Source organism: Fulvivirga sedimenti, assembly GCF_020328055.1.
In genome coordinates this window covers 1,071,890-1,088,153 of record NZ_JAIXNE010000001.1, presented here as the reverse complement: position 1 = coordinate 1,088,153, position 16,264 = coordinate 1,071,890, and the positions used below count along the sequence as shown (strand labels likewise).

Annotated in this window: 15 protein-coding genes; 12 read left to right on the top strand and 3 right to left on the bottom strand. The window is 45.8% G+C overall.

Going from position 1 to position 16,264, the window contains the following annotated elements:
• From gmk to LDX50_RS05105, 3 genes are read left to right on the top strand one after another with little or no spacing between them, the layout of a single operon-like run.
• Positions 1-570 carry a guanylate kinase gene (gene gmk, locus LDX50_RS05115; protein ID WP_225697331.1) on the top strand — a complete coding sequence of 190 codons (570 nt, stop codon included), beginning with the start codon at positions 1-3 and terminating at the stop codon, positions 568-570.
• Positions 567-1,139 (top strand): nicotinate (nicotinamide) nucleotide adenylyltransferase, encoded by a 573-nt coding sequence (gene nadD, locus LDX50_RS05110; protein WP_225697330.1) that lies wholly within the window; start codon positions 567-569, stop codon positions 1,137-1,139. Before gmk ends, nadD begins: the two co-directional genes overlap by 4 nt.
• Before the next feature lie 51 nt (positions 1,140-1,190).
• A complete protein-coding gene (locus tag LDX50_RS05105; RefSeq protein ID WP_225697329.1) occupies positions 1,191-3,809 on the top strand; it encodes a DUF5686 and carboxypeptidase regulatory-like domain-containing protein in 2,619 nt (872 codons plus the stop codon).
• On the opposite strand, the gene frr is transcribed toward LDX50_RS05105, so the two are convergent.
• Genes frr through LDX50_RS05090 form a run of 3 tightly spaced genes read right to left on the bottom strand, consistent with a single transcriptional unit; the run spans position 3,806 to position 5,662 of the window.
• Positions 3,806-4,366, bottom strand: coding sequence for a ribosome recycling factor (gene frr / locus LDX50_RS05100; RefSeq protein ID WP_225697328.1), 561 nt, complete (start codon positions 4,364-4,366; stop codon positions 3,806-3,808). The two genes, LDX50_RS05105 and frr, sit on opposite strands and share 4 nt — an antisense overlap.
• 41 nt (positions 4,367-4,407) lie before the next feature.
• Complete coding sequence (gene pyrH, locus LDX50_RS05095; protein ID WP_225697327.1) at positions 4,408-5,112, bottom strand: UMP kinase; 705 nt, start codon at positions 5,110-5,112, stop codon at positions 4,408-4,410.
• A 55-nt stretch (positions 5,113-5,167) separates the two neighbouring features.
• Entirely contained in the window at positions 5,168-5,662 is a 495-nt protein-coding gene (locus LDX50_RS05090; protein WP_225697326.1) for an acyl-CoA carboxylase biotin carboxyl carrier protein subunit, read from the bottom strand.
• 99 nt (positions 5,663-5,761) lie between these two features.
• On the opposite strand from LDX50_RS05090, the gene LDX50_RS05085 reads away from it, so the two are divergent.
• The 9 genes from LDX50_RS05085 to mrdA all read left to right on the top strand — a co-directional run bounded on the left by LDX50_RS05085 (position 5,762) and on the right by mrdA (position 16,263).
• Positions 5,762-6,160: a DUF1801 domain-containing protein gene (locus LDX50_RS05085; RefSeq protein ID WP_225697325.1), complete on the top strand. Its 399-nt coding sequence runs from the start codon at positions 5,762-5,764 to the stop codon at positions 6,158-6,160.
• 184 nt (positions 6,161-6,344) lie between these two features.
• On the top strand, positions 6,345-8,819 hold the full coding sequence (locus tag LDX50_RS05080; RefSeq protein ID WP_225697324.1) for a TonB-dependent receptor: 2,475 nt from the start codon (positions 6,345-6,347) through the stop codon (positions 8,817-8,819).
• Positions 8,820-8,880: 61 nt separating this feature from the next.
• Positions 8,881-9,759: a geranylgeranylglycerol-phosphate geranylgeranyltransferase gene (locus LDX50_RS05075; protein WP_225697323.1), complete on the top strand. Its 879-nt coding sequence runs from the start codon at positions 8,881-8,883 to the stop codon at positions 9,757-9,759.
• Between the two features lie 4 nt (positions 9,760-9,763).
• Entirely contained in the window at positions 9,764-10,333 is a 570-nt protein-coding gene (gene purN / locus LDX50_RS05070) for a phosphoribosylglycinamide formyltransferase (RefSeq protein WP_225697322.1), read from the top strand.
• A 71-nt stretch (positions 10,334-10,404) separates the two neighbouring features.
• On the top strand, positions 10,405-11,928 hold the full coding sequence (gene purH / locus LDX50_RS05065) for a bifunctional phosphoribosylaminoimidazolecarboxamide formyltransferase/IMP cyclohydrolase (protein WP_225697321.1): 1,524 nt from the start codon (positions 10,405-10,407) through the stop codon (positions 11,926-11,928).
• A gap of 88 nt (positions 11,929-12,016) precedes the next feature.
• Positions 12,017-13,042, top strand: a complete 1,026-nt coding sequence (locus LDX50_RS05060; RefSeq protein WP_225697320.1) for a rod shape-determining protein — start codon at positions 12,017-12,019, stop codon at positions 13,040-13,042.
• A 50-nt stretch (positions 13,043-13,092) separates the two neighbouring features.
• A complete protein-coding gene (gene mreC, locus LDX50_RS05055) occupies positions 13,093-13,950 on the top strand; it encodes a rod shape-determining protein MreC (RefSeq protein WP_225697319.1) in 858 nt (285 codons plus the stop codon).
• Positions 13,943-14,464 carry a Rod shape-determining protein MreD gene (locus tag LDX50_RS05050; RefSeq protein WP_225697318.1) on the top strand — a complete coding sequence of 174 codons (522 nt, stop codon included), beginning with the start codon at positions 13,943-13,945 and terminating at the stop codon, positions 14,462-14,464. Before mreC ends, LDX50_RS05050 begins: the two co-directional genes overlap by 8 nt.
• On the top strand, positions 14,461-16,263 hold the full coding sequence (mrdA, locus tag LDX50_RS05045; RefSeq protein ID WP_225697317.1) for a penicillin-binding protein 2: 1,803 nt from the start codon (positions 14,461-14,463) through the stop codon (positions 16,261-16,263). The genes LDX50_RS05050 and mrdA overlap by 4 nt, the downstream gene beginning before the upstream one ends.
• The last annotated feature ends 1 nt before the right edge of the window (position 16,264 follow it).

Sequence of the window (16,264 nt, the reverse complement as noted above, 5' to 3'; positions counted from 1 at the left end):
ATGAAGCAAGGAAAAGCCATTATTTTTTCTGCCCCGTCCGGTTCAGGAAAGACCACCATCGTGCGCCACCTGCTAGATGCCAACCCCGGCCTGGGGTTTTCTATTTCTGCCTGTACGCGAGATAAGCGCGGCCGAAATGAAGTACATGGAAAGGACTATTATTTTCTCACTCCCGACGAATTCCGGCATCATATTGAACAGGGCGATTTTGTGGAATGGGAAGAAGTCTACCCCGGAAATTTCTATGGTACCCTCAAAACAGAGGTTCAGCGCATCTGGGATCAGGGTAAAGCAGTCATTTTTGATGTAGATGTGAAAGGCGGTCTAACCCTTAAAAAGTATTTTGGTGACCAGGCCCTTGCTGTATTCGTGCGGGTTCCATCAATGGAAGTATTGGAGGACCGGCTGACTATGCGCCATACCGAAACAGCTGACAGTATGTCACAGCGCCTTTTCAAAGCGCGGTTTGAAATGGGCTTCGAAGACAAATTTGATGTTACGCTGGTAAATGATGACCTTGAAGAAACATTGAAACAAGCAGAAAAACTTGTCGGTGATTTTCTCGCATGAAAGTAGGTTTATTTTTCGGTTCATTTAATCCGATCCATATTGGGCACCTGATCATTGCCAATAGTATGGTGGAAAATACAGACCTTGAGAAGGTCTGGTTTGTAGTTTCTCCCCAGAATCCATTTAAGAAGCGGCAATCACTCTTGCACGAGTTTGACAGGTATGACATGGTACGTGCTGCCATCTATGATAATTATAATCTGGATGTGACCGATGTGGAATTCAACATGCCCCGGCCAAGCTATACGGTTGATACCCTGGCCTACCTTTCCTCACAATACCCGGATAATGAATTCCGACTAATCATAGGCGAGGACAACCTCCATTCGTTTTCCAAATGGAAAAATTATCAGGTGATTCTGGATCAATACGGATTGTATGTTTATCCCCGGCCCGGTGCTCAGGCCAGTGAATTTGCAGATCACCCCCATGTGAAGATGATCCCTGCTCCATTGCTGGACATTTCTGCTACCTATATCAGAAAATCAGTCGCCGAAGGAAAATCAATAAAATATCTGGTGCACCCTGCCGTTGAAGATTTGATCCTTGGTAAGAAATTCTATATCTAGCAACCTTTTACTGCCCGGGTGCGTCTTAGTTCGGAGAGCCTTTGAAGACTTATGACAAAACAACTACTCCTTACACTTCTTATTTCTCTGTTATTCGCTTTTCAGGCGTCCTACTCCCAGGAAGCCAATATTTATGGAGAAATCCGAAATAACGAAGGCGAGCCACTTTCTTTCACCACGGTATTCATAAAGGAATTAAATAATGGAACCACCTCCAATGCCGAGGGGAATTACGAGATTTCAGTGGCTCCGGGCACATATACTGTTTATTTTCAATATGTCGGTTATGAGACCAGGTCTGTCACAATTACTATCGGCGGAGCCAATGTCCGGCAGGATATGGTGCTCCAGCCCCAAACACTGGTACTTCGCGACGTAACCGTCACAGCAGGGAAAGAAGATCCGGCTTATACCATCATGCGAAAGGCTATTGCCAAAAGCAAATTTCATACCCAGCAGCTCGACCGTTATACCGCCCGCGTTTACATCAAGGGTGCGGGCAAACTGAAGAATGCGCCCTTCTTTTTGAGGAAAACATTGGAGAAAGAAGGTGTGGAGCTTGACCGGGTATTTATCCAGGAATCCATCAGCGACATTGAGTACATCCGGCCCGGTACCTATAAGGAGACTGTTATTTCCATCCGCACGAGCGGTGAAAACGATGAAAATGCCAGTCCGAATGCTTATATCAACGGTTCGTTTTATGAGCCTGAACTGGCAAACTCTGTATCCCCGTTATCCCCGAAGGCCTTTTCCTATTATCGGTTTGAATATGACGGAACTTTTAAAGAAGGGGATGCAGAGATCAGCAGAATCCGGGTGATTCCCAGGTCAAAAGGAGACAATGTCTTCACTGGTTATATTCAGATCATCGAGGATATCTGGGCGATTCACAGCCTCGAGCTAGAAGTAACTAAATTGGGCATTACCTTTGATATCCGCCAGCAATACGCGCCTATCCGCGACGAAGTCTGGCTTCCGGTAACACATGAATTTCTGATCAGCGGAGTCGTCTTCGGCTTTGATTTTGAAGGAAAATACCTGGCCAGTGTGAGTGATTATGATATTACGGTGAATCCCGAGCTTGATGTGCCACTCACCGTGATTGATGAAAAGGTAGACAAAGAGCTTGCAGAAAAGCTGGAGGACCAGGTGAAGGACGAGGCGCTTACCAATATTCAAAGCCAGCTGGCTGATGGTGGCGAAGTGACCAATAAACAATTGCGAAAACTCCTGCGCGAATATGAAAAACAGGAACGGAAGGAACAGGATGAACCTGAAATAATCAGCGACCGGACATACAAAATCGATTCGATGGCGTACAAACATGACTCGGTATATTGGCAGTCGATCCGTCCTGTACCGCTATCGAAAGAGGAGGTGATCGGATATGCAAAGACTGATAGCCTTGCAGAGATTCAGCGTCTGGAAGCCGAGGGAGATACGCTGCGAACCGGAAAACGCAAAAAAGGCTTCCAGGTATATGATCTTCTCCTGGGTGATACCTATCGCATTGGAGATGGACTTAAATTCACTATCGATAACATAAGCGGCAACTTCAATACCGTAGATGGCTTTGATCTCACGAGCGGGGTACAGCTCACAAAGAATTTTGAAAATAAAAGCTGGCTGTCGATTCATCCCACCGGCCGCTACACATTTTCAAGAAAGGCATGGAATTACAAATTGGAAACGCAATACGGTTTCGGGCCCCGGCGAAAACGAAATGATCTGACACTTTCTGCAGGGAGGTATATCCAGCAGTTTAATGCCAGTGAACCCATCCATCCATTGCTGAACACAATCTTCAGCTTACTGGGTGAGCAGAACTACATGAAGATCTATGAGCATGATTTTATCCGTATCGGCTACAGCAAACAAGGGTCGCTGAATAAACTGAAATTAAATACGAATTTGATGTATGCCGACCGACGGTCGCTTGACAATACGACAGATTTTAAAATTTTCAATGGGAAGGGCTACACTTCCAATGATCCGGAAAATGACATTCTGGATTCCACCGCTTTTGTAAATCACCAGGCAACTACTTTTCAGGCAAGGCTTGAATGGCGGCCATGGCTGAAATACCGGATCTATAATGGAGAGAAATACCCCGTGGATAATTCAAGTCCGACTCTATCCTTCATGTACAGGACCGGGTTGCCCGATATACTTGGAAGTGATGTCGAGTTTCATCAGGTGGAAGCATCATTCCGTCATAGTTTTAAGATCGGTATCCAGGGTTTTGCAGATCTTGCTGTTAGTGGGGGGACATTCCTGGGAAATAATCCGGAATACTTCATGGATTTTCAACATTTCCAGGGAAATCAGACACCTTTCATTACTACAGATCCTGTAACCAGCTACAGGCTGCTCAACTACTATAAGTACAGTACCAATGGATCGTACGTTTCGGTTTTTGCACAGTACCAGTTCAGGAAGTTTCTCCTTACCCGCTTTCCAAAGATTCGACTTATGGGTATCAGGGAAGGTTTCTTCGCCAATTACCTGGGTAACGAAGTTTCACAATATTACACCGAGGTGGGCTATGGAATAAATTATATCTTCCGGATTATTCGAGTGGAAGCGGTTGCTGCTTTCCAGGACGGCACCTATTACGACTGGGGGGTTCGTATAGGTATTGCGACAAACCTGGATGATATTTTCTAGACTGTCATGATATCCTGCTCCTTGCGGTCCAGGATCTCATCCACTTTCTTGGTATGCTCATCAGTGAGCTGCTGAACTTTATCTTCCGCCCGCTTGATATCGTCTTCAGCCATTCCGTCCTTTTGCAGTTGCTTTAACCCGTCGTTGGTGTCCTTCCGGATATTCCGGATGCTCACTTTCGCATGTTCACCTTCCGCACGTGCCTGCTTTACAAGCTGTATACGGCGCTCTTCGGTAAGCATCGGAATATTAATGATCACCTGCTCACCGTCATTCTGCGGATTCAGTCCGAGATCACTGTTCATAATAGCGCGCTCAATATCGGTGATAAGTTTTTTCTCCCAGGGTTTGATGAATATGGTTCTGGCATCAGGTGTGGTTACGGAAGCAGTCTGACTCAATGGGGTGGGGGTGCCATAGTATTCGACCATCACGCTGTCGAGCATGGATGGAGAGGCTTTACCAGCCCGAATTTTAGCAAGTTCACTTTTTAAATGCCCGAGTGCTTTTCCCATCATTTCGCGGGCTTCGTCAAGATACATGTTAATTTCTTCCATAATCAGCAAATTTTTCGGCGGCTAATATACAAAATGGTAATCTATTGAATGAGCGTTCCGTATTTTTCTCCCTTCAGAATTTTCAACAGATTACCTGGTTTGTTCATGTCAAATACAATAACAGGCAAACCATTCTCCTGGCACAGCGTAAAGGCCGTCATATCCATGATATTGAGGTTTTTCTCATAGGCTTCACGAAATGTAAGCGTGGAATACCGGGTAGCACTTGGATCCTTTTCCGGATCGGCTGTATAGACACCATCCACACGGGTACCTTTCAAAACGACATCTGCCTGAATTTCAATCGCACGAAGACTTGCGGTCGAATCGGTTGTAAAATAAGGGTTTCCAATTCCTGCACCGAAAATCACTATTCGGCCCTTTTCCAGGTGCCGGATCGCCCTTCGGCGAATAAAGGGTTCACAAACCTGCTCCATTTTGATTCCGGACATCAGTCGCGTAAACAAACCAATTCTTTCCAGGGCACTCTGCAGTGCCATGCCGTTGATCACGGTCGCCAGCATTCCCATATAATCCCCCTGTACCCGTTCGATCCCGCTTTCTTCAGCCTGAACTCCGCGGTAAATATTTCCCCCGCCAATAACAATGGCGACTTCTATACCCTCTTCCACAACAGCCTTGATCTCTGCGGCATACTGATTCAAACGCTCCGGGTCGATTCCGTACTGTACATTTCCCATGAGGGATTCGCCACTAAGCTTGAGTAAAATTCGATTATATTTCATGCAATTCCGGACCTATAATGTTTAATATATGAATTTTATCGCGTATGAACATACCTCAGAATCGTACTAATACCTGATTCTTTTCAACGCTATTTCCTTTTTCAACTAAAACCTCTTTTACAATACCATCTCCGGCAGCCTTGATAACGTTTTCCATTTTCATGGCTTCCAGAATGAGGATTGGTGTTCCCTTCTGAACTTCGTCACCCACTTTTACCTGTACATCCAGAATCAGCCCGGGCATGGGTGCGAAAATATCATTGACCGCTTCCTCAGTGAGGTGATCCATTCCAAGCCGTTCCAATAACAGATCCATTTTGTCTTTAAGGGACGTCGTGATGATCTGATTGTTGATTCGGAAAACAAATGTTTTGCCTGCCTTGTCAAACGACATTACCTCGATACGATAAGATTTATGATTTTTGATCAGATGGAATTGCCTGTCACTGATTTCTGAGAAATCCCCGTCAAAGGGATTGCCATCGATCAGCAGGTTACCTTGGGAGAAGGAAATTTCAAACGATTTTTCCCCGGCAGAGATTCGATACATGCTTCAAATATACGTGATTCAAACTATCCGCTGAAACACTAAAGATTATTTTATGAACCCGATTGAATTTTTGCCTGAAATCATCCTAAAATTGAAGTCATGAATAAATTTCAGCGTGTATCCTTTCATACCTATGATGATTTTTTTGATTTCCTTCCGGCCGGGGAACAAAAGCTCGTCGAAATTTTAAGAAATCTGGTCTACGAAAATATTCCGGATGTTCGGGAAAAAATTTCCTATAACGTTCCATTCTATTCCCGCTTCAGAAGAATTTGTTATATCTGGCCAAGTGTGATACCGTGGGGCGGACTGAAACCGGGGAGTGGCGTGGCACTTGGTTTTACAAAAGGCAAAACTCTGCAGTCGGATTACCTTACCGGCGGCAAGGGAAAGGAGGTCCGATTCCGTTTATTTGCATCCATACATGAAATTGACCGGCCGTTGCTTGCTGATCTTTTGCTGGAGGCGACGGTTATTGATGCTTCCGAAAGGGAATGATTTTGCACTATGATGATTATAAACTAAATTTGATCCATAGGGGTGCCCAATATACGGGCTGAGATTATACCCAAGGCCTTAATCTGAAAAGGCTGGAACCTGATCCAGGTAATGCTGGCGTAGGGATGGTATGTTAAGGATGCAGGAACCCCCTGTCCTGCAGGTTTTAACATAAAGGAATAAAATGAAATCTTTGCTTACTTCGCTGCTCGTATGCAGCACGATTTTCGCGTTTGCGCAACACTCCCTGGAAGGAGTTGTCATTGATCAGGCCGACGGAAAGGGTATTCCCGGTGCAGTCGTTGAAATTAAGTCACTGAACAAGGCGGTGACGACCGACCTGGACGGGAAATTTGTATTTTCCGGACTTCGGGAGGGAACAATTCAACTATTGATTTCCCATGTTTCTTATGATAATTTTTCCGGAGAAGTATCAATTCCTGCCCGGCAGGAAATGGAATTCAGGCTGGATTCACGCACTTTTCTCGCCGAGGAAGTGATCGTTCGCGCCACCAGGGCGGGGGAAACGTCGCCCGTCACCCACAGCGAGATGAACCGGGAAGAAATAAAAGCCATGAACCAGGGGCAGGATTTGCCCTTTGTACTGAATTTCATGCCTTCAGTAGTTACCACATCCGATGCGGGAGCAGGGGTTGGTTATACAGGGATCCGAATCCGGGGATCCGATGCGACAAGGATCAATGTTACCATCAACGGCGTTCCGCTCAACGACAGTGAGAGTCAGGGTGTCTTCTGGGTCGATATTCCCGATATTGCCTCATCGACGCAGAGCATCCAGGTTCAGCGCGGTGTTGGAACATCGACGAATGGCGCCGGTGCATTTGGCGGGACTATCAATTTGCAAACCAACCACCTCGACCAGGATCCCTATGCCGAACTGATCAACGGTGTTGGGTCATTCAGAACACGCCGCCATACCTTCTCGTTTGGAACGGGCATATTGAAAGATCACTGGGCCATCGACGGGCGCCTGTCTAAAATCAATTCCGACGGGTATATCGACCGGGCATCTTCCGATCTTGACTCCTATTATTTCTCAGCAGGCTATTACGGTGCCAAAACCATTGTTAAGGCCCTGATTTTCGGCGGGGACGAACGAACCTATCAGTCCTGGTATGGGACGCCTGAAGCTGTCCTTAAAAATGATAGTGAAGGAATTGAGGCGGTTATTATCAATAATGGACTGGACGAAGAACAGGCCGGAAATATGCGTACCGCGGGCCGCACGTTCAACTGGTACCTGTATGAGAATCAGGTTGATGATTATCAGCAGGATCATTATCAGCTGCATGCCAGTCACCGGTTCAGTGACAGGTTTACCGCACAGGCTGCACTCCATTATACCTACGGTCGCGGATTTTATGAACAGTTCCGGCGCGATGATGACTTTTCAGACTATGGACTCGGGGATGCTGTGGTCGGAGATACCATTCTTACATCCACAGATCTGGTTCGAAGACGTTGGCTCGATAACCATTTCTACGGACTTACCTATGCGCTGATGTACCAGCCCGGAACATCTACCGAAATAACACTTGGAGGAGGATGGAACCGTTATGACGGTGATCATTTTGGCGAGGTGATCTGGACAGAAACAGCGGCCGGAAATGTTCCGAAAGATTACCGTTACTATGATAATACCGGGGTCAAAACGGATCTTAATACCTATGTGAAAGCGGTGCACCAGATCAACGGGCAATGGCAGGTTTTCGGTGATCTTCAGTACAGACGCATCGACTACAGTATCGCAGGGATAGATAATGACCTAAGGGATCTGGAATTGGATGCGCAGTATGATTTTTTCAATCCGAAAGCTGGAATAAGTTTCATGCCGGGCGACCGAAATACCGTTTATGCCTCTTTTGCTGTGGCCAACAGGGAGCCGGTGCGAACAGACTTTATTGATAATCCCGATATGCCTCAGCCAGAAAAACTGAATAACCTCGAGATAGGGTATCGAAATACCGGAAGTGTTATTTCATTTGAGGCCAATGCATACTGGATGGACTACAGCAATCAGCTGGTTCTTACCGGGGAGCTGAATGATGTGGGTTCCCCGCTTCGAAGAAATGTCGACGACAGCTATCGCGCAGGTATTGAACTGCAGGCCGGTTGGAGCATCTCACCAAATTTCACCTGGCAGGCCAATGCTACATTCAGCCGAAATAAGATCCGGTCATTTACGGAAATTATCTACGATTACGGACCTGCATTCGACGAGTTCAATATCATCGAAAATGAGTATGCCGACACGGACATTGCCTATTCACCCTCCATCATTGCGGCTTCTCAGCTGACCTGGCAAGTTCTTAGTGGAGCCATTCACCGTTCGGATAAGCTCGAACTCACCCTGCTCAGTAAGTATGTGGGTGATCAGTACCTTGATAATACATCGAATGAAAACAGGAAGATTGAGGATTATTTTGTAAACGACCTTCGTCTTCGTTATTCACTGGAGGGATGGGTCTTCAGTGGGATTGATCTGACGGTTCAGGTGAACAACATTTTCGGGGAACAATTTTCTTCCAATGGATATACCTTTGGTTACCAGGGCGGTCCGGATTACGTGGTGCGTGAAAACTACTTCTATCCGCAGGCATTGGCTAATTACATGATCACGCTGGGAATCAGGATATAGATAAAAGTAAGGGTAATTGTATTAAACCGTGCAGGCGAGTACATTTGCTAAAATGTAATTCATGGAAGTTCCTGCACCCAGTACACCGTATCACTATACCTTCACCGGCCTGCTAAGGATTACGCGTGTCTGGAATCTGGTGATCCTGGTGCTGGCTCAATACTTTACGGCAATTTTCCTGGCCAGTGGCGATATTCCCTGGATTGATGTACTGCTCAATCCTAAGATGTTTTTTCTTAGTTTGTCCACAGCCTTGATTGCCGCCGCAGGGTACGTGATCAACGATTATTACGATGTGAAAATCGATCTGATCAATAAGCCGCAAAGAGTAGTGGTAGGTAAATTCATGAAAAGACGTGTAGCGATGTTCTTCCACGTTTTTTTTAGCATCGTGGGTGTTTTGCTTGGATTCCTGGTATCATGGAAACTGGCATTGATCAATTTACTGAGTGCCGGATTGCTGTGGCTGTATTCAAATCAGTTGAAACGTCTGCCGGTGATTGGCAACCTGAGTGTAGCGGTGCTCACGGGGATTTCGATTTATATTGTCCACTTTATTTATGGATCTTCACATGCCCTTGTACTGGCTTATTCATTGTTTGCTTTTTGTTTTACGATGATTCGGGAGATCATCAAGGATATGGAAGATCTCAAGGGAGATGCAACCTTTGGGTGCCGTACCTTGCCGGTGGTGGTCGGACTGCGAAAAACGAAATGGTTTATCTATATACTTTCGGTTAGTTTTGTCCTCGGGCTCGTTGCACTCTCTTTTGTTTTTGTCGGCCAGGAACTCTCATTGTTTTCAGCGGGGTTATTGTTGCCGATCTTCTGGCTGCTCTTTAATTTGAGCAAAGCGGATACCATGGATGAATACAGACGCCTCAGCAATCATTGTAAAATCATCATGCTGGCTGGAATTTTAAGCATGATTCTCTTTTAAGCGAATGAAGAACATAGCCATTTTTGCATCCGGAAACGGAACGAATGCAGAAGCCATTATCAGACACTTCGAGAATAATCAGGATATTTCCGTACGGCTTATTTTGTCGAATAAGGCAGACGCCTATGTGCTGGAACGAGCAAAGAAGCATCATATTTCCTCGCACGTTTTTACCCGGAATGAATTTTACAATGAAACGGCGGTCATTGAAATTTTAAAAGATAACCAGATCGACCTGATTGTTCTTGCTGGGTTTCTGTGGCTTGTGCCAGCATCATTGGTGAAAGAATATCCCGGCAGAATTGTAAATATTCATCCGGCACTGTTGCCAAAATATGGAGGGAAGGGGATGTACGGTTCACGTGTGCATCAGGCAGTTAAGGAATCAGGTGATAAGGAAACGGGAATCACGATTCACCTGGTTAATGAAAACTATGATGAAGGGGATATTCTGTTTCAGGCAACCTGTCAGGTTGATAAAGATGATACTCCGGAAGACATCGCTGCCAGCGTTCATGAACTTGAATATCAATATTATCCCGTGATTATAGAGTCAATGTTTAAAAATAAGTAGTTTTGCAACCTGATCGGAATAACCAGGGTTAACCGGTCAATTTCAATTTCAAGGAATACCCAAAATCAACAATGTCCGTTAAAAAGATTCAGTCCGCACTTATTTCCGTTTATCACAAAGACCGTCTGGAGCCAATCATCAGGTTGCTGGAAGAGCACAATGTAAAAATATACTCAACCGGGGGGACTCAGCGGTTTATCGAAGAGCTCAATGTTCCGGTAACCGCCGTTGAAGACATGACTTCCTATCCCTCAATTTTCGGCGGACGGGTAAAGACGCTTCATCCGAAGATATTCGGCGGAATTCTTCACCGCAGATCCGACGAAGGGGATTTACGGCAAGCTGTAGAGTTCGACATACCTGCCATCGATATGGTTATTGTTGATCTCTATCCTTTTGAAGAGACGGTTGCTTCCGGCGCCAGTGAAAGCGAGATCATTGAAAAGATTGACATCGGGGGAATTTCACTGATCCGCGGCGCAGCAAAGAATTTCAGGGATGTCCTTATCGTTTCCTCAAGAGATCAGTATGCAGAGGTTGCCGAGATTCTTGCAGCCAATGAAGGTGGCACCACACTTGAGCAGCGGATGTCCTTTGCCACGCGTGCATTTCGGGTAAGCTCCCATTATGACACTGCCATTCATGATTATTTCACTGGTGGTGAGCCGGATCAGAAATTTCGTATTTCAGCCGGACCGTCGCGCGCGCTGCGCTACGGAGAAAATCCCCACCAGAAGGCCGCGTTCTACGGGCCTCTTTCAGAACTGTTTGATCAACTGAATGGCAAGGAGCTATCATTTAATAATCTGGTGGATGTGGATGCGGCAGTTTCATTAATTGAAGAATTCCAGGATACCGCCTTCGCGATCATAAAACATACGAATGCCTGCGGGGTTGCTACAGGGGATTCTGTAGCGCAAGCCTATGAAAGAGCATTTGCGGCAGATACGGTTTCAGCTTTCGGGGGAATTTTGGTTACCAACAGTACCGTTGACCAGGAAGCTGCTGAAAAAATGCATGATCTTTTCTTCGAGATCCTGATCGCTCCGGATTATACTCCGGAGGCACTGGAACTCCTTTGTGGTAAGAAAAATCGAATAATTCTCCGTCAAAAAGGTGTATTAGGAACTAAGAAACAGTTCAAAAGTCTTCTGAATGGGGTCATTGAGCAGGACAGGGATTTAAAAACTGACGCGCAGAAAGATCTCACGGTGGTTACCCGTAAAATTCCGGATGAGGCACAAATGGAGGCGATGATCTTTGCGAGTAAAATTTGCAAGCATACTAAATCAAATGCTATAGTGCTGGCTCGGAATGGTCAGATGCTGGCCAGTGGCGTCGGACAAACTTCGCGTGTTGATGCTTTAAAACAGGCAATTGCGAAGGCGAAAGTATTTGGATTTGACCTGAAAGGATCGGTTATGGCATCAGATGCCTTCTTTCCTTTCGCCGATTCCGTGGAAATAGCGCATCAGGAAGGCATCACTTCCATCATCCAGCCGGGCGGTTCGGTGAGGGACAAAGATTCGGTGGAATTTTGTGATAAAAATGACATGGCTATGGTATTCACAGGAATACGGCATTTTAAACATTAAAAAAAACTTTATTTGGGGTTTTTAAATAAAACAAATTTGTAAATTCCGGTCGCCAAGCGACGGACTAACTTTTTGATTCAGACTACATATGGGATTGTTTGATTTTTTCTCCAGTGATATTGCGATTGATCTGGGCACTGCAAATACCTTAATTATTCACCGTGATAAGATCGTTGTCGACGAACCTTCGATCATTGCGATAGACAAGAACACCAATAAAGTTCTTGCCATCGGAAGACAAGCCATGCAGATGCATGAAAAAACCCACGAGAATATTAAAACCATTCGTCCGCTAAAGGACGGAGTAATCGCCGACTTCCACGCTGCAGAACATATGATCCGCGGTATGATCAAGATGATCGACAGTGGTAAAAAGTTTTTCCCCTCATCCCATAGAATGGTCATCTGTATTCCATCGGGTATTACTGAAGTTGAAAAACGTGCAGTACGGGATTCAGCTGAACATGCCGGCGCAAAGGAAGTCTATATGATTCATGAGCCCATCGCGGCTGCCATTGGTATTGGAATAGATATTGAACAGCCTGTAGGCTCAATGATCGTAGACATTGGAGGTGGAACGACTGAAATTGCTGTGATTGCATTGTCCGGAATTGTATGCGATCAGTCAATCCGTACCGCAGGTGATACATTCAACCGCGATATTCTTGATTACATGCGCAGGCAGCATAACCTGCTCATCGGTGAAAGGTCTGCGGAAAAAGTTAAAATTGAAGTTGGGTCGGCGTTAACGGAGCTCGACGACGGGCCGGAGGATTATGAGATTCGTGGGAGAGATTTGATGACCGGTATCCCCAAGGTGATCAAAATATCCTATTCTGAAATTGCATTCGCGCTTGATAAATCGGTATCAAAAATTGAGGAAGCTGTACTGAAGGCACTTGAGATCTCCCCGCCAGAGCTGTCTGCGGATATCTATGACAACGGGATTCATCTCACAGGTGGAGGCGCCTTGCTGCGGGGTCTTGACAAGCGTCTGGCTCTGAAAACAAAATTACCGATTCATGTGGCTGAAGATCCGTTAAGGGCGGTTGTTCGGGGCACAGGTCATGCGTTGAAGAACCTGAATTCATTCAAAGCAGTATTGATGACCTGACAGGCTTTTGCCCAGTGTATTTATTTTTTTAACGGGTATTTATGTAGTAAATGCAACGATTATTCATTTTTCTGTATCAGTATCGGGCTTTCCTGATTTTTATATTCCTGGAAATCCTGTGTATCTGGCTGATCGTACAGAATAATCAATACCAGGGCGCCCGTTTCTTCAATTCTTCCAACAAGCTTGTAGCTGGTATGATGCAGACCTCACAGGGTGTATCTGAGTATTTCCGGCTGGGTGAAGTGAACGAGGAGCTCGCACGGGAGAATGCCCGCCTGAAAATGGAGCTTCAGCAAATCTCACAAAGTATATATCCGATGGACCGGACACGTCTGCAGGATCGCACCTATCTGAACCAGTTCGAATATATTCCGGCCAAGGTAATTAACAACTCCACCAGACGATTCACGAACTTCATTACCATTGACAGGGGTGAGCAGGATGGCATTCGACCTGATATGGCGGTAATGAATGCCGATGGGGTGGTAGGGAAGGTGAAATCTACGTCCAGGCGATTCAGCGTTATTACATCCATACTTCATACGGATATGAGGATATCCTCAAAGATCAAACGAACAGGAGACCTTTGTACCACCCAATGGGACGGAACAGACCCCTATGTGGCGACCCTCTCCTTTGTTCCCCGCCACGTTCAGCCAATGGTGGGAGATACCGTGGTAACTTCCGGGTACAATGCAATCTTCCCGGAAAATATACCCGTAGGCGTCATCAGAAATGTCAATTTGCAGGATAATTCACCCTGGTATGACATTGATATGCAGTTGGCAGCCGACCTGAATGAGATAAGTTATGTATACCTGGTGCGGAATGTTCTGAGGAATGAACAGGATTCTGTAGAACTGGCCAGCGGGGTTAAGGAGGCCGCAAACGAACTTTATGACTAATCGAAGCATCATATTCCAGGTGATATCGTTTTTTGCCTATGTGCTTGTGCAGGTAATTTTTCTGCGGAATGTTGTGCTGTTTGATAAGTCTTTTTGTTTTATATATGTAGGGTTCCTGTTGTTTCTTCCCCTGGAGACCAACAGGCCGTTATTGATGCTGCTTGGATTCGTTACCGGATTTGCCATTGATATTTTTTATGATAGTTTGGGAATTCATGCGGCAGCTTGTGTGTTCATAATGTTTGTAAGGAACATCTGGTTGAATCTGATCACGCCTCAGGGCGGATATGACTCCGGGATGGTTCCTTCGATACGTTCCAGCGGGTGGCAATGGTTCATGATGTACATGGTGCCGCTCGTATTTTTGCATCATCTGATCCTGTTTTTCACAGAAGCCTCCGGGTTTCATCTGTTCGGGTTCACAATGATGAAGGTTTTGATGTCAACACTCTTTACGGTGGTGGCTCTGCTTATATCACAGATTTTATTTTATTCGGCGAAGAGAGGTTTATGAACAGCAGTAGAAAATTGGTAATACCGGCAGTCATCGTGTTGATCGCGGTCATCTACCTGATCAAACTGTTTTCGATTCAGGTCGTTGATGAACGGTATGCGCTTGCAGCAACAGATAACGTTGTGCAGCGTGTGGTGGAATATCCGTATCGGGGTCTTATCTATGATCGTAACGGGAAGCTGATGGTCTATAATACCCCTGAATTTGACCTGACCGTTGTTCCAAATGATGTTCAGGATCTCGATACAGCTCTTTTCTGTAAAATATTCAATATTACAACCGAAGAGTTTGTTGAAAAGATGGCTGTTGCCAAGAAATACTCGTGGCGAAAACCTTCCATTTTTATCCGGCAGTTATCGAATGTCGACCTCGCCAAAAGCGAAGATTACCTGGTAGATTTCAAGGGGTTTAATATTCAGTCAAGAACAACCAGGGCTTATACCGAGCCGATCATGGCAAATGCGCTGGGATACGTTTCAGAGATCAGTAAACGCAAGCTTGAATCCGATACTTCCAGCTATTATCAGCAGGGAGATTACATCGGTCAGAGCGGAATTGAACTCTATTATGAAAATCAGCTAAGGGGTAAACGCGGGGTTAAATTCAAAAAGAAAAATGTTCACGGCGTAGATATGGGACCGTATGATGATGGAAATCTTGATATTCCATCGGAGCCCGGTCAGAATTTATATTCTACCATTGACATCGACCTGCAGAAATACGGAGAAATGCTTCTCGAAGGCAAGTCGGGAAGTATTGTGGCCATTGAGCCGGCTACCGGAGAAGTTCTTGCCATCGTTTCCGGCCCATCTTACGACCCCAATTTGCTAACCGGACGCAACTACAGTGAAAACTTTAGTGCGATCAGCCAGGATACCATGAAGCCCCTTTTCAACAGGCCGCTCATGGCACAGTACAGACCGGGATCCATATTTAAGATCATGCAGGCGCTTGTTGCATTGCAGGAAGGTGTGATTACTCCCTCAACAAGGATTGCCTGTAACAGAAGTATCATCGGCTGTCACGGTCCGCATTCCTACGAGGATCTGGTTGGCGCAATCACACATTCGTGTAACCCTTACTTTTACAATGTGATGAAACGCGTCGTGAACCGGGAGATATCCAAGGATCCTTTTGAGGATACACGTATCGGGCTGGAAAAGTGGCATACACATATCGAGAGTTTTGGGTTGGGAGATAAGCTGGGAATAGATCTTCCCAATGAAAAGACAGGAATGGTGCCCAGTGTGGCATATTACGACCGTGCCTATAATAACAGGCCCTGGAAATATTCCAATATTTATTCGATTGCGATCGGTGAAGGAGAGAACCTCGTTGTTCCCCTGCAAATGGCAAATTTTGCGGCGATCATGGCCAATCGTGGATTTTATTATACCCCTCACCTGGTCCGCTCGGTGGGAGAATCCGGCAAACCGCTGGAAGCATTTCAGGAGAAGCATTTTACTACTGTCGATCCCCAATATTTTGAAGTAGCCGTGGAGGCCATGGCCAATGTAGTGGAATCGGGAACAGGCCAGTACCGGGCAAAGCTTCGGGATGTGGTTGTATGTGGAAAGACTGGTACGGTGCAGAATGATCCTTTACCGGATCACTCCGTATTCATCGCATTCGCGCCACGGGAAAATCCGCAAATCGCCCTTTCTGTATATGTGGAGGACGCAGGGCAGGGAGCCAGGGCTGCAGCTGCCATCGCCAGCCTGATGATTGAGAAATATTTACTAGGTCAGACACAGCGACCGAATATCGAGGCGTATGTGAAGAAAGGAGAATTTTTATAGT

What these genes read in the sequence shown, in the direction of transcription:
- gmk (WP_225697331.1), top strand. Translation starts at nt 1, where the DNA reads ATGAAGCAAGGAAAAGCCATTATTTTTTCTGCCCCGTCCGGTTCAGGA.
- nadD (WP_225697330.1), top strand. Translation starts at nt 567, where the DNA reads ATGAAAGTAGGTTTATTTTTCGGTTCATTTAATCCGATCCATATTGGG.
- LDX50_RS05105 (WP_225697329.1), top strand. Translation starts at nt 1,191, where the DNA reads ATGACAAAACAACTACTCCTTACACTTCTTATTTCTCTGTTATTCGCT.
- frr (WP_225697328.1), bottom strand. Translation starts at nt 4,366, where the DNA reads ATGGAAGAAATTAACATGTATCTTGACGAAGCCCGCGAAATGATGGGA.
- pyrH (WP_225697327.1), bottom strand. Translation starts at nt 5,112, where the DNA reads ATGAAATATAATCGAATTTTACTCAAGCTTAGTGGCGAATCCCTCATG.
- LDX50_RS05090 (WP_225697326.1), bottom strand. Translation starts at nt 5,662, where the DNA reads ATGTATCGAATCTCTGCCGGGGAAAAATCGTTTGAAATTTCCTTCTCC.
- LDX50_RS05085 (WP_225697325.1), top strand. Translation starts at nt 5,762, where the DNA reads ATGAATAAATTTCAGCGTGTATCCTTTCATACCTATGATGATTTTTTT.
- LDX50_RS05080 (WP_225697324.1), top strand. Translation starts at nt 6,345, where the DNA reads ATGAAATCTTTGCTTACTTCGCTGCTCGTATGCAGCACGATTTTCGCG.
- LDX50_RS05075 (WP_225697323.1), top strand. Translation starts at nt 8,881, where the DNA reads ATGGAAGTTCCTGCACCCAGTACACCGTATCACTATACCTTCACCGGC.
- purN (WP_225697322.1), top strand. Translation starts at nt 9,764, where the DNA reads ATGAAGAACATAGCCATTTTTGCATCCGGAAACGGAACGAATGCAGAA.
- purH (WP_225697321.1), top strand. Translation starts at nt 10,405, where the DNA reads ATGTCCGTTAAAAAGATTCAGTCCGCACTTATTTCCGTTTATCACAAA.
- LDX50_RS05060 (WP_225697320.1), top strand. Translation starts at nt 12,017, where the DNA reads ATGGGATTGTTTGATTTTTTCTCCAGTGATATTGCGATTGATCTGGGC.
- mreC (WP_225697319.1), top strand. Translation starts at nt 13,093, where the DNA reads ATGCAACGATTATTCATTTTTCTGTATCAGTATCGGGCTTTCCTGATT.
- LDX50_RS05050 (WP_225697318.1), top strand. Translation starts at nt 13,943, where the DNA reads ATGACTAATCGAAGCATCATATTCCAGGTGATATCGTTTTTTGCCTAT.
- mrdA (WP_225697317.1), top strand. Translation starts at nt 14,461, where the DNA reads ATGAACAGCAGTAGAAAATTGGTAATACCGGCAGTCATCGTGTTGATC.